At 72.0% G+C, this 13,530-nt stretch carries 9 protein-coding genes; 5 read left to right on the forward strand and 4 right to left on the reverse strand.

The window, feature by feature from the left end; all coding sequences use genetic code 11:
* Positions 1–404: 404 nt before the first annotated feature.
* Positions 405–1,001, reverse strand: a complete 597-nt coding sequence (locus tag R3E98_17520) for a hypothetical protein (protein ID MEZ4425201.1) — start codon at positions 999–1,001, stop codon at positions 405–407.
* Positions 1,002–1,270: 269 nt separating this feature from the next.
* Here R3E98_17520 and R3E98_17525 point away from each other — a divergent pair, with 269 nt between their 5' ends.
* Positions 1,271–2,956 carry a DUF885 family protein gene (locus R3E98_17525; protein MEZ4425202.1) on the forward strand — a complete coding sequence of 562 codons (1,686 nt, stop codon included), beginning with the start codon at positions 1,271–1,273 and terminating at the stop codon, positions 2,954–2,956.
* 58 nt (positions 2,957–3,014) lie between these two features.
* Here the strand turns inward: R3E98_17525 and R3E98_17530 are convergent, their stop codons facing one another.
* The gene (locus R3E98_17530; protein ID MEZ4425203.1) at positions 3,015–4,010 is read right to left on the reverse strand and encodes a hypothetical protein; all 996 of its coding nucleotides are present in this window, start codon (positions 4,008–4,010) and stop codon (positions 3,015–3,017) included.
* A gap of 208 nt (positions 4,011–4,218) precedes the next feature.
* Here R3E98_17530 and R3E98_17535 point away from each other — a divergent pair, with 208 nt between their 5' ends.
* Complete coding sequence (locus R3E98_17535) at positions 4,219–4,440, forward strand: hypothetical protein (GenBank protein ID MEZ4425204.1); 222 nt, start codon at positions 4,219–4,221, stop codon at positions 4,438–4,440.
* Between the two features lie 58 nt (positions 4,441–4,498).
* The gene (locus tag R3E98_17540; GenBank protein MEZ4425205.1) at positions 4,499–5,929 is read left to right on the forward strand and encodes an amidohydrolase family protein; all 1,431 of its coding nucleotides are present in this window, start codon (positions 4,499–4,501) and stop codon (positions 5,927–5,929) included.
* 97 nt (positions 5,930–6,026) lie between these two features.
* Here the strand turns inward: R3E98_17540 and R3E98_17545 are convergent, their stop codons facing one another.
* Complete coding sequence (locus tag R3E98_17545) at positions 6,027–7,616, reverse strand: M20/M25/M40 family metallo-hydrolase (protein MEZ4425206.1); 1,590 nt, start codon at positions 7,614–7,616, stop codon at positions 6,027–6,029.
* A gap of 101 nt (positions 7,617–7,717) precedes the next feature.
* Positions 7,718–10,387 (reverse strand): tetratricopeptide repeat protein, encoded by a 2,670-nt coding sequence (locus R3E98_17550; protein ID MEZ4425207.1) that lies wholly within the window; start codon positions 10,385–10,387, stop codon positions 7,718–7,720.
* A gap of 264 nt (positions 10,388–10,651) precedes the next feature.
* Between R3E98_17550 and R3E98_17555 the strand changes: the two genes are divergently transcribed.
* Positions 10,652–12,319, forward strand: a complete 1,668-nt coding sequence (locus R3E98_17555; protein MEZ4425208.1) for an SDR family oxidoreductase — start codon at positions 10,652–10,654, stop codon at positions 12,317–12,319.
* 120 nt (positions 12,320–12,439) lie between these two features.
* Positions 12,440–13,510, forward strand: a complete 1,071-nt coding sequence (locus R3E98_17560) for a Glu/Leu/Phe/Val dehydrogenase dimerization domain-containing protein (GenBank protein MEZ4425209.1) — start codon at positions 12,440–12,442, stop codon at positions 13,508–13,510.
* The last annotated feature ends 20 nt before the right edge of the window (positions 13,511–13,530 follow it).

Here is a 13,530-nt window from a genome sequence, read left to right on the forward strand (position 1 = left end):
CTGGAGAGGAGCGCGGGAGGTCCGCGCCGTACCCCGCTCCCAGAGGAGGCTTCCGCCATGCGCGTCCGTGCCCTGCTGCTCCTGGTGTTCATGCTGCCCTTCTTCGGCCTCGCCGCGTGCGACGACGACGCCACCGGACCGGACGAGACTCCGCGCGAGGAGACGCCGGAGGGCTGATCGGAGCCACGGTGGCGGGACCCGGGCGCCCTCCTCCGCACCGGAGAGGCTCCCCTTCGCCGGCAGCGGCCGACGCGCGGGCCTGACGGCCTGCCGTCGGCCGCTTGCGGTTCAGTGGCTCGACAAGCGAGCCAGGAAGTCGGGCCCCCGTGCCGCGCTCGACCTGCCGCCGTGATCCGGCCTTCCTTGCGCACAGGACTTGGAACGAGCCCCGGATCGGCGCGTGCCTACCCTGCGCCCAACCGCTCCGAGAGGGTCTGGAAGATCCGCTCCTCGAGCCGTCCGGTGGAGGTGCAGGAGCGGACGCCTTCCATGCCTCCACGGGCGCGGGCTTCGGCGTCGAACTGGATCGAGATGCGGGTGCCTTCCGCACCCTCGGGCGACGCGACGAGGCGAAGGGTGCCGAGCACCTGGGCGGCGTCCGCCACCGGCCCGTTCAGGTCGGTGCCGCAGTCCACCCACACGGAGGCCCGACGGTCGGCCAGGCGGACGATCCGGAATCCATCCGCGAACAACCGACCGTCCCCCGGAGAGACGGTGGTGGGTTGGATCTCCAGCTCCGTGAGGAGCGTTTGCATCGCCGTCCAGGCCGTCGCGCGCGGGACCGGGTAGACGGCGGTCAGCGCCTGCCCGCGCTGCACCACGCGCTCCGTCCCCTCCACGCCGCGGCGGATCTCCGGCGCGCCGGGCGGCGGAGCGCTGGCGGCGCCGGCACAGCCGCCCAGGAGCAGGACCACCGCCGGGAGCAGAGGACCGATCCACCGGCGCGCAGCGAAGGCGCCGGAACGAGACGAGGCAGGGGTACGTCCAGACGGCGTGCTCATGGGAAGGTCTCCTCTGCCAGGCGTGGCAGTGCTGCGCGGGACCGTGCGGAACGACGTGGGAAGGCGCCGGTCAGAATGCAGATGGGCACGGCTTCCAGCAACGGGGAGAGGGCTGCCGGACCGCGACCCAAGGAGGGCGGCTGTCGCTCCCCGGCCCGGCCTGCTGGATCGATCGCGACGCTCCGCTCCGCCTCCGCGCCTTGCCCCGCTCCCGGGCCCCTCCCTACCGTCCGACCGACCACACTCGCGACCCGCACCCGGGGTGCACGATGTCTCTCGCGCCATGCGTCCGGCGCTCGCTGCCGCTGCTCCTGATCCTCGGCGTCTGCGCGTGCGCGCCGGACGAGGCGGCCAACGCCACCGGCGCGCCGCAGGGCCCCGGAACCCATGACGACCTGGTGGCCCTCTTCCGCGAGTGGCGGGAGTTCGAGCACCCCGTCCTCGTGGACGGTGTGCCCGACTACAGCGCCGAGGCCATGGCGGCGCAGCACCGGGCCCTGCCGGAGTGGCGAGCCCGCCTGGATGCGCTCGAACCGGCGCGCTGGAGTGTGGCCGAGCAGGTGGACTGGCACCTGGTGCGGGCCGAGATGAACGGGCTCGAGTTCGATCATCGGGTGCGCCGGCCCTGGGCCCGGGACCCCGCCTTCTATGCCTCCGTCTACGCCGCGCAGTCGGACGTGCCCGCGCACGAAGGCCCGCTCATCCACGGCGCGATCGACCTGTGGACCTATGCGCTGCCCCTCTCCGACGCGGACGCCGAGGAGCTGACCGCGCGGATCGGCGCCATTCCCGCGCTGCTGGATCAGGCCCGGCGCAACCTGACGGGCGACGCACGGGACCTGTGGTTGGCGGGGTTCCGCTCCTTCGCCGCGCAGAGCGCGGATCTGGCGGCCTTCGCGGAGCGCGTGGAAGGACGGCACGCGGATCTCGACGACGCGATCCGGGGCGCCCGCGTCGCGACCGACGCATTCCGCGCGTGGCTGGAGGAGCAGGCTCCGACGAAGACGGGGCCCTCCGGCGTGGGGAAGGAGCACTACACGTGGTATCTGCGGAACGTGCACCTCGTCCCCTGGTCGTGGGAGCAGCAGGTCACGCTGCTGGAGCGCGAGCTGGCCCGGGCCCACAGCTCCCTGCGGTTGGAGGAGAACCGCAATCGTGACCTCCCCCGGCTCCAGCGCATCGCCTCGCCGGCCGAGTACGATCGGCGCCTGAACGAGGCCGTGGACGACTACCTCGCCTTCCTGGAGGGGGAGGGCATCCACACGATGCAGCCGTGGATGGAGGCCGCGCTGCGGGCCGTGAACGGCACCTTCCAGCCCGTGGAGCCGGACGAGCTGCGCAACTTCTTCAACGAGGTCAACTACCGCGATCCGCTGGTCATGCGCACGCACATGCACCACTGGATCGAGCTGGCGCGCATGCGTGAGGATCCGCATCCGAGCCCCATCCGGAGCGTTCCCTCGCTCTACAACATCTTCGATGCCCGCTCGGAAGGCCTGGCCACCGGGATCGAGGAGATGGCCATGCACGCGGGCCTGTTCGACGACCGGCCCCGCTCGCGCGAGCTGGTGTGGGTGATGCTGGCGCAGCGCGCCGCCCGCGGCCTGAGCGGCCTGCGTCTGCACGGCGGCGAATACGACATGGAGCAGGCGGTCGAGCACGCGATGCGCTGGACCCCCCGCGGCTGGCTCACCGACGGCGACCTGGTCCGTGGCGAGCAGCACCTCTACCTCCGCCAGCCCGGCTACGGCACCAGCTACATCACCGGCAAGATCGAGATCGAAGGCCTGATGGCGGAGCGCGCGCTGCAGCTCGGGGACGACTTCACGCAGAAGCGGTTCTTCGACGAGTTCTTCGCCGCGGGGGTCATCCCGGTGGTGCTGGTGCGCTGGCAACTGACCGGAGAGAAGGATCCGATCCTGGAGGCGGGCGCGGACCGCTGGCCGGAAGGGTAGCGGCGAACGCGACGACGGCCGGCGGGCGCCGTGCCGATCGGCGGACCCCGTCGACGCTTCAGCCGTGCTCCCACCAGCGCTGGACCTTCAACCACTGCAGCCAGACGAACGCCGCCGCGATCATCACCGCCGCCACGACGAAGCGGTTCTCCACCGACGTGAACGGCACGATGAACCCCGCGCCCAGGAGCACGCGGGCGAGCACGCCCTGGGCCTTGATGGATTTCTTCGTGTGCTCGATGGTGACGTGACCGGAGCCCGCTGCGGGGGCGGTCGCCTCCCCGCTGCGCGACCTCGCGGGCGCAGCGGCGGCCGCGGCGGCCGCTCCCGCGGCTGCCGGAGGCGCCGCCCGCTTCGGCGCCAACAAGGGACGGGATTCTCCCGCGAAGAAGCCCGGATCCTTGGGAGGCCACTTCCCGCCCTGCGGTGGCGCGTATCCCGTCTTGTATCCGACGTGCTTGGCCCACTGGTTCGTGAATTCCAACAGACCGGGTGGCATCCGGTAGCCCGTGCCCAGGATCTCCTCGGCCAACTGGTACCGGATCGAGTTCTCCGGCTCGGACAGCAGACGCTCACGGGCGACGCCCTCGAGCCAGGGCTCCACGAACGCCCGTGTGTCCGGGTCGCCCCGCAGGATCACCTGCCAGGTCAACCACCGCCGCGAGGAGGGCTGACCCGTGCGGAGGAGCTCCTGCACCACGGCCACCCGCCGCTTCGCGGTCTCCGGGGACAGATCGCGGGCGCCGACCACCTGTTCGATCAGCCCCGCGTACACCCAGGAGTTGGTCTCGTGGCGGAGCAGGTCGAACACCATCTCCGGGTCGGACTCCAGCAACTGCGTGGCGTACTCCGGCTCGCCGTTCTCACGCACGTACCCCAGCGCCCAGGCGGCCCGCTCCCGCAGCACCACGCTGGGGTGGCTGCGCAGGAGCTCCGCGACGGCCGCCGCCGACCCGAGGGCGGCGACCCGGGCCTGGGCCGCGTCGCGCTCCTCCTCCGTGTGGTTGGAGAAGGGGCTGTAGCGCCATTCCGGCCAGTCGGGGAATTCGGACAACGGCCACCTCCGAGGAGCGGGGGAGTGCGTGCGCTGGGCGCCAGTCTGCCGCGGTGCAGGGGAGGCCGCAACGCTCCTCCTGCCTTGCGCAGGACCGTGGAGGCGACCGTCACCGTCCTCGGTCCGCGGCCGATGGCCGGGGGTGGCGCCGCCCCTGCCGCCGCCCTCAGGTTCACACCTCCCCCACCCGCCACCGCCCGGAGGCCTCGTGGAGCAGCTCCCCGCCAAGATCTACTCGAAGTCGGACCTGGAGACCGCGCGCACCAAGGGCCAGGTGATGGGTTGGGTGCAGGGCGCGGGCGCCGTGCTCGCCGTGGGGGTCGTGCTCAAGCTGCTCGGGTGGATCCCCACGCTGCTGGTCGTGGGCGGTGTGGTCTACCTGCTCTACCGCCTCCTCGGGGGCGGCACCAAGGACGGCGGCGAGCCCTGACGGCCGGCACCCGGCTGCCGCCTCGCCTCCGTCCCTCCCTCGAGATCCGGTCGCACCCATGAAGCCTCGCGCTCCGACCTTCCTCTCCGCCGTCCTCCTCCTGGCCGCCGCTCCGCTGTCGGCCCAGCGGCCCCCGGACCTGTCGGACGCCGTGCTGCGCTTCGTCACCGTGCCGGGCGCCACGGTGGCCGTGACCCACGTGCGCCTGATCGACGGGACGGGGACCCCTGCGCGGACGGACGTCACCGTGGTCTTCACGGACGGGATCCTCACCGCGGTGGGGCCGTCCGGATCGGTGGCGGTGCCGTCGGGGGCCACCGTGGTGGACGGCAGCGGCCGCACGCTCACGCCCGGCTGGGTGATGCTGCACGAGCACATGTTCTATCCGTCGGGACAGGCGCGCTACAACACCAACGAGGTGTCGTTCCCGCCGCTGTACCTCGCGGGGGGCGCCACCACCATCCGCACCGGCGGCAGCCTCGACCCCTATACGGACCTGAGCACGCGGCGGCTGATCGAGGCAGGGCGCATCCCCGGCCCCACCATGGACGTGACCGGCCCGTACCTGGAAGGCGAAGGCGGCTTCATCCGCGCCTTTCCCGTGCTGCGCACGCCGGAGGAGGCGCGCGCCCACGTCGACTTCTGGGCCGACCGCGGCGTGACCTCGTTCAAAGCGTACAACCAGATCGACCGCGCCACGCTGGGTGCCGCCATCGAGGCCGCGCATGCACGCGGGATCAAGGTCACGGGCCACCTGTGCTCGGTCACCTACCGCGAAGCCGCGGACCTGGGCATCGACAACCTCGAGCACGGGTTCTTCGCGGCCACGGACTGGGTGCCCGGGAAGCGGCCGGACGAGTGCCCACAGGGTGCCAACCAGAGCTATCTGGATCTCGATCTGGACAGCCCGGCCTTCACGGACCTGGTGCGCCACCTGATCGACGCGGGCGTGGCGCTCACGTCCACCCTGACCGTGGTCGAGCGCCGCGCGCAGGACCGCCCCCGTCCCCCCCAGGGCGCGCTCGACGCCATGCTGCCCCAGCTACGGGAGCAGGTGGTCGCGCGCCTGGAACGGGCGGACGATCCCGCCAACGAGGTGGGCGGAGCGCTGCTCGCCAAGTACATGGCCATGGAGAAGGCCTTCTACGATGCGGGCGGCTTCCTGGTGGTGGGCACCGATCCCACGGGCGGCGGGGACGTCGTACCCGGCTACGCCAACCAGCGCGCGCTGCAGCTCCTGATGGAGATGGGACTGAGCGCCGAGCAGGCCGTGGAGGTCGCCACGCGCAACGGCGCGCGCTACCTGGAGCTGGAGGACGAGATCGGCACGGTGGAGACCGGCAAGCGGGCGGATCTGGTCCTCATGCGCGGCGATCCCACCACGGATCCGGACGCGTTCCGCAGGATCGAGACCGTCTTCAAGGACGGCGTGGGCTACGACTCCGCCGCGCTCTTCGCGTCCGTGAAGGGCTGGGTGGGGGTGCGCTGATCGGGGTACGGTGGGAGCTCCCGCCCGGGAGCTCCCACCGTTCGCGCCGGCCTGCGGGTCGCACCAGACGGGCTGCGACCTCCGCCCGGTCTGAGCGTCACATGCGGGGGCTGTTGCGGCTGTCGCGCACGGCTGCCGCGCACTCCGGCCAAGGCATGCGCTGACCAGTGTTCCCGTTGACCGGCATCACGCGGCGCGTGCGATCCACACGCTCCGGGTCCTCCGACGCCAGGTACACGAGCGAAGCCACCAGCACCGCGTTGTTCTTCAGGTCGTCGAAGACCAGCTTGTCGAACGTGTCGCGGTGGGTATGCCAGGTGTGGGAGCCGTAGTCCCAGCTCAACGCGCCCAGTCCGAACCCCGGCGCGCCCGCGCAGACGAACGAGGCGTGATCCGTACCGCCGCCCGACGGCATGCCGGGGAAGCTCTCGTCGATGTGACGCGTGACCTCGGCGGGCACGCGCGAGAGCCACCGGCCCAGGCTCCCCGCGGCGTCCACGAACCCGGACGCGCTCACGCTCACGATGCGGCCCGTGCCGTTGTCCTGGTTGAACAACGCCTGCAGACCCTCGAGGACCTCGGGGTGGTCCTCGACGTAGGCGTGCGAGCCGTTCAGCCCCTGCTCCTCGCCGCTCCACAGCCCGATCACGATCGAGCGCTTGGGGTTCGGATAGACCTCCGACAGGATGCGGGCCGCCTCCATCATCAGCACCGAGCCGGTGCCGTTGTCGGTGGCGCCCGAACCGCCCTCCCACGAATCGTAGTGCGCCGACAGCATGACGTACTCGTCGGGCAGCTCGGTTCCGCGCTTCGAGGCGATCACGTTGTAGACGGGGACTTCGCCGAGGTTGCGGGCTTCGGCGGTGAGCCGCAGCACCGGACCCTGCCCGTTGGCGGCCAGCCGGGCCACGAGCCCGTAGTCCTCGCAGCCCAGCTCGAACGTGGGGATCTGACGGGTATAGGCATTGAACACGCGCGTGGTGCCGTAGGAGCCCGGCCACTGCGACGTGACCACGCCGAGCGCGCCGGCTGCCTCCAGCTGCTGGTGCAGCTCCCGGCCACGGGCGTCTGCGCTGCCGGTGTTGCGCAGGCTCTCGTTCCAGGCGCGTTCGGCTGCGTCCCGCGCGCCATCCATGCGCTCGAACGAGCCCTCCATGGCGAACTCGCGCCACTGGTCGTCCGTCCGACACGTCGGCTGCGGGAAGGACATCATCACCCACCGGCCGCGCACCTCGCCCAGGAAGCGCTGCCAATCCGCCGCGGAGCGGATGGTCGGCAGGACCGCGACCGGGCCCTCCACGGGCCGCCCGCCGGTGCCCGGGCTCCAGGCCAGGATGCGCCCTTCCAGGGAGCGTACGCGCGGTTGGATGAGGGCGACCGTGCTGGGCCCCCGGTCCCAGCCTTCCCAGGTGCCGTACTCCTCCCGCTGCGCGTCGTAGCCCCAACGGGCCAGCTGTTGCACGGCCCAGTCCTGCGCGCGCTCCATGCCGGGAGACGCGGTGAGGCGAGGCCCGATCGAGTCCAGCAGCGCCTGCGCCATCGGTTCGATGCGCGAGCGGTTCATCGCCTGCTCCCAGATCTGGCGCAACACCGGATCGTCCGTCGCCAGCGTCTGGGCCGAAGCCGGGGCGGATCCCGCCAGCGCGGCCGCCATCATCACTCCGAGCCCCCACCGCCGCACCTGCATGCCTGCCACCTCCGTTGAAGCCTCGCGAACCCGCGCTCTGTAGGACCGCGCGAAGTTGGCGGGGGCCGCGAGGGGCGGCAAGCAAGCGGACCGGTTCTGGCTCAGCCGGGGGCCGAGTCGCGCAGCGCCTCCATGCGCTCGGCTTCCAGGGGCCGGTCCGTCCGGCGATACAGTTCCGCCATCAGTCCCAGCAGGTGCCGCCACTGCTCCGCCTCCGGGACCTTCAGCGGCTCGAAGCCCGCGTACGCCTCCTCGAAGCGGGCTTCGGCCTCGTCCAGCCGGCCGAGATCCATCAGGCACTGGCCGGCCTTGCTGGTCACGTTCGCCGTGAGGGGATGGGCGAGTCCCAGCGCCGTGCGCCGGATGCGCAGCGCATTCTCGTACTCGGCGAGCGCCTCCGCATGACGGTCCAGGAGGTGGAGGGTGACCCCGAGGTTCTGGGACGCCGTGGCCGCCGCCGGGTGGTCGGGGCCGAGCGTGGCCACGATGCGGTCGCGGGCCTCCCGCTTCAGCGCGAAGCCCTCCTCCCGCCGCTCGGGGCCGTGCCGGTCCACCGCAGCGGCAAGGTTGATGAGGGCGGAGGCCACGTCCGGGTGCGCATCCCCCAACAGGGTGCGCCGCAGGTCGAGGACGTGACGGAAGAGCGCCTCGGCCTCGTCCACCCGGCCCGATTGCAGGTAGGCGACGGCCAGATTGTTCAGGAGCACCGCCGTGCGGGGGTGGGGGCCCGGCATCGTCTGCTCCACGATGGTGCGTGCCCGCTCCAGGAGCTCCGCGGCGCCCTCGTAGTCGCGGCGGCTGAGGAGGAGTGAGCCGAGGTTGTTGAGCGCACCCGCCACCCGCAGGTGATCCGCGCCGCCATCCGCCTCCTGGAGCTGGAGGGCGCGTCGGAGCAGCGGCTCCGCCTCGTCCAGCCGGGCCTGCTTGTTGAGGACGGTGCCCAGGTTGGAGAGCAGGTTGGCCAGCTCGGTCCCCTGGCCCTCGTAGTACGCTTCGGCGAGGTCCAGCGATTGCCGGTAGGCCGCCTCCGCCTCCGGGAAACGCCCCTGCGCGTGCAGGCTGTTGCCGAGTCCTTCCCAGGCGCGGATGCGTTCCTCCATGGGGGCGTCGGCGGCCGCATCCAGGGCGGCGACGGCCGCCCGCAGCGCCGTCTCCGCGTCTGCGCCGCGGCCCAACTCCCACAGCGAGATTCCCAGCGAGCGCCGCGTGGAGGCGGTCTCCGGGTCGTCGGCGCCCAGTGCCGCCTCCCGCAGCGCCAACGCGTCCTCCAGCAACGGCAAGGCGCGATCGTGCCGGCCCAGGTTGCCGTTGGCGCGCGCCAGCGCGGTGAGCAGACGGGCCTGCACCAGCGGTTGGGCGTCGAGCTCGGTGCGTACCTTGGTGGCGCCGTCCTCGAGGAGGGCGGCGATCCGCAGCGTGTCGCGCCGCTCGTTGCCGGCCGCGAATGGATTGGAAGACCGGAACAGGTCTTCGAGGAACGTGGAGACCTCGACCGCGACGTCGCGCTCGACCGCGAGGGCAGCCGCCTGCTGGCGGCTGGTGACCGCGGAGCGGATGGAGACGACCGCGAGGGCCAGCAACAACACGGCCGCGAGGCCCGCGGAGGCCACCTCGGTGCGGTGCCGCCGCACGAAGCGCCCCGCCACGTACCCGAAGGTCTCGGGCCGGGCCTCGACCGGGAACCCGTCCAGGTGCCGACGGATGTCATCGGCCAGCTCGGCGACCGAGCGGTAGCGCCGCTCCGGCTCCTTGCGCAGGGCTTGCAGCACGACGGCGTCGAGATCTCCGCGCAGCCGCTCCGGCGCGACGGGCGCGCGCTCCAGACCCGCCTCGCCCAGCCGCCGGGGATCGGCCGCTGCCACGCTCGGCGCCACCGGCTCCCGCTCGCAGACGGCGCGGTGCATCTCGAGCGGAGGCACCAGCTGGAACGGCCGCGTACCCGTGAGCAGCTCGTAGAGCAGGACGCCCAGCGCGTAGACGTCGGTCGCCGTGGTGACCATGCCGCCCAGGAACTGCTCGGGCGCGGCGTGCTCGGGCGTCAGCAGCATCAGGTCACCGGTCGTGGCCCCGCTGCGCGTATCGCCGTCCAGCAGCTTGGCGATGCCGAAGTCGAGCAGCCGCACGTCCCCTTCCCGGGTGACGAGGATGTTGCTGGGCTTCAGGTCACGATGCACCACCAGGCCCGCATGCGCGAAGTGCACGGCATCGCAGACGGTGAGGAACAGGCCCAGTCTGCGCTCGAGCGGGAGCGCCTGCGTGTTCGCCCAGGCCGTGATGGGCTGGCCCTCGACATGCTGCATCACCAGGTAGGGCTCGCCCTCGGCCGTGACGCCGCCATCCAGGAGGGTGGCGATGTGGGGATGCTGCAGGCGCGCCAGGATCTGACGCTCGGTGGCGAAGCGCCGCAGGAGCGCCTCCGTGTCCCGGCCCGGCCGCATCAGCTTGATGGCGACCTGCTGCTCGTAGTGCGCGTCGGCCCGACGTGCCCGATAGACCTCGCCCATCCCCCCGCGGCCGATCAGGGCCTCGAGCGCATAGGCGCCGATCCGGGTGCCGGAGACGCGCGGTGCGGGCGGAGCTTCTTCGCGCACGGGCTCGGCCCCACCGGAGGCGTCCACCGCCAGGTGCGCGTCGAGCACGCTCTCCACCTCGCGCCGGAACGCCGCGTCCCCTGCGCAGGCCTGATCCAGGAAGCGCGCGCGCTCCGTCGCGGGCAGCTCCAGGGCCCGGAAGAACACCGTCGCCAGACGGTCCCACGATTCGGACGACATGCGCGCTCGGTCCCGGCGCTCCGGTTGCAGGGTGGGGGCGGGACCGGCCCCCCGCCGGCCCCGCCGCTCGTGCCTCCTGAATGGAGCCACGGCGGCCCCCATCTGGCAAAGCGACGAACGGGGGGAGGAGTTGGACATGGACCGGTGCGCGGAACAGGTCCCCGCCCGGCGCGGGCCGGACGGGGCGAGGCCGGCGGGTGCGTTTCCCCGACACCGCCCGGCGTCCCCGCTTGACCCGCTCCGACCCCGGTGTAGGGTTCGCCCATGGATTCCCCGACTTCCGACGCGCCCGCCCCGGGCGAGCACCCCCCGCCGTCCACCCCGGGTCCGGCCCAGGACGCCGCATCGGCACGTCCCGACCCTCCGGAGGGCGTCCGCGAAACGACCGGTGCTTCCGGAACCGCCCCATCCTTCCCGCCCGAGCGCCTTCGCGACGCGCTGGGCGTCCTGGAGGCTGTCGTCGACGACCGGGGCCTCCTGGCGAGCCTGCGGAAGGGCGAGCAGCAGCGTCTCATCCAGGCCGCCGGCGCCGTCTTCTGTCCGGACAAGGCCCAGCGTCGACGGCTGGTGAAGGAGCTGGTCCGCCGCCGCAACGCGGAGCAGGCCGCCCGCGAGGAGGCGGCGCTGGAGGAGACCGGCATCCGCCAGCTCCGGCGCAAGCCCACGTTCACCACGCCGAACGTCTTCCCACCGCGCATCGGCGAGCCCGACGAGGTCGACCCCGACACCGACGAGCCCGTCACCGTCGAGCGCACGCACTGTTACGTGTGCAAGCAGGACTACTCCGAGATCCACCACTTCTACGACCAGCTCTGTCCGGAATGCGCGGAGTTCAACTTCCGGAAGCGGTCGGAGCTGGCGGATCTGCATGGCCGCGTCGCGCTGGTCACGGGCGGGCGCGTGAAGATCGGCTACCAGGCGGCCATCAAGCTGTTGCGCTCGGGTGCGCACGTGATCGTGACCACCCGCTTTCCCCGCGACGGCGCGCAACGCTTCGCGCGGGAGCCCGACTTCGCCGACTGGAGTGACCGACTCGAGATCTTCGGGCTCGATCTACGGCACACACCCAGCGTGGAGGCGTTCTGCCGCGAGCTGATGGCCACGGAGTCCAGGCTCGACTTCATCGTCAACAACGCGTGCCAGACCGTGCGGCGTCCTCCGGCCTTCTACGAGCACATGATGGAGGAGGAGACGGCGGCGCTGCACACCCTTCCGCCGCCGGTGCGCCGTCTGATCGGCCGCTGGGAGGGGCTTCGCGGCTATCACATGCTGCCGGAAGGACCCGAGGCCGCGGCCCGCGACGCCACCGTGCGCGAAGCGGCCGGGATCGCGCGCGCCGCGGAGCTGAGTCAGGTGGCGTTGCTGCCGGAGGAAGTGGAGGCGCAGCGAGCGCTGTTCCCGATGGGTCGGCTCGATCAGGACCTGCAGCAGGTGGATCTGCGCGACATGAATTCGTGGCGCATGCTGATGGCGGAGGTGCCCACCGTGGAGCTCCTGGAGGTGCATCTGGTCAACGCGGTCGCGCCGTTCCTGCTGAACGCGCGCCTCAAGCCGCTCATGACGTCCACGCCCGAGCGCGACAAGCACATCGTCAACGTGTCGGCGATGGAAGGGCAGTTCTACCGGACGTCGAAGACCACGCGTCACCCGCACACCAACATGGCCAAGGCGGCGCTCAACATGATGACGCGCACCTCGGCCGCGGACTATCACAACGATGGGATCCACATGAACGCAGTGGACACCGGGTGGGTCACCGACGAGGATCCCGTGCAGATCGCGGAGCGCAAGCGCGTGGAGCATCGCTTCCACCCGCCGTTGGACATCGTGGACGGGGCCGCCCGGATCGTGGACCCCATCCTCCACGGGTTCAACACCGGCGAGCACGTCTGGGGCAGGTTCCTGAAGGACTACAAGCCCACCCACTGGTAGCGACGCCGGAGGGGTCGCAACGGTCGACATCCGGACCCCAGAGAGACGACGACGAGACCGTCGCCGGACGTCGACGGTCCTGATGGAGACGGCCCGGTCCCTCCCATTCCGGAGATGCGAATGGACCCCGCACTGACGGATGTGCTCGAGGAGCAGCTCGCTCGCTGGGGCGGAGACGAGCTGATCCTGCACCACGATGCGCCATCGGGCGCCTGGATCATCCTGGCGCTGCACTCCTCGCGCCTGGGGCCTCCGACGGGCGGGACGCGCTTCAAGGCCTACGCCCGCCTGGCGGACGCGGTCACCGACGCGCTGCGGCTCTCCGAAGGGATGACCCGCAAGTACGCGGTGGCCGGCTTCGAGCGCGGAGGGGGCAAGGCCGTGATCCACGCCCCGGCGGAGCTCGACGCCGGGGAGCGGCAGGCGCTGCTCCGCCGGTACGGCACCTTGTTGCGGGAGCTGGGCGGCCGCTTCTACACCGGCCCGGACGTGGGGACCTCCCCCACCGACATGGACGTGATCGCCGAGACGGGGGCGCCGTACGTCTTCGCCCGCACCCCGGCGGCGGGGGGCGCGGGGTCGTCCGGTCCGTACACGGCCCTCAGCGTCTTCGCCGGCATCCGCGCGGCCTGCGCGCACGTCTTCGGCACCGACGATCTGAGCGGCCGAAGGGTGGTGGTGCAGGGGGTGGGGAGCGTGGGCGCGGGGCTGGTCGAGCGTCTGGTGGACGCGGGCGCCGACGTGCGCTTCGCTGACCTGGACGCGGGTGTGGTGCACGACCTGGAGCGCCGCACCGGCGCCCGGTCCCTCGATCCGGGCGCGGTGCTCGCGCATCCCTGCGACGTGTTGGCACCCTGCGCGCTCGGGGGCGTCCTCGACGCACGGACCATCCCCACGTTGCGCTGCCGGATCGTCGCGGGCGGCGCCAACAACCCTCTCGCCACGGAAGGAGATGAGCTGCGCCTCGCCGAGCGCGGCATCTTCTATGTGCCCGACTACGCGATCAACATCGGGGGGGCGATGGCGATCACGGGGATGGAGGCGCTCGGCTGGACGGAGGCGGAGGCCACGGAGCGCGTGACGCGCTCGGCGGAGCAGGCGGTGCGGCGGATCCTGGAGCTCTCCGACCGGGAGGGCGTCAGCACGGAAGAGGCGGCCCGGAGGTTGGCGGAGGAGCGGTTGGCGGGCTGAGGCGGGTCGAGGCGAACCCG

The organism is Gemmatimonadota bacterium (genome assembly GCA_041390125.1).
In the GTDB taxonomy this organism is placed as follows: domain Bacteria; phylum Gemmatimonadota; class Gemmatimonadetes; order Longimicrobiales; family Gaopeijiaceae; genus JAGQIF01.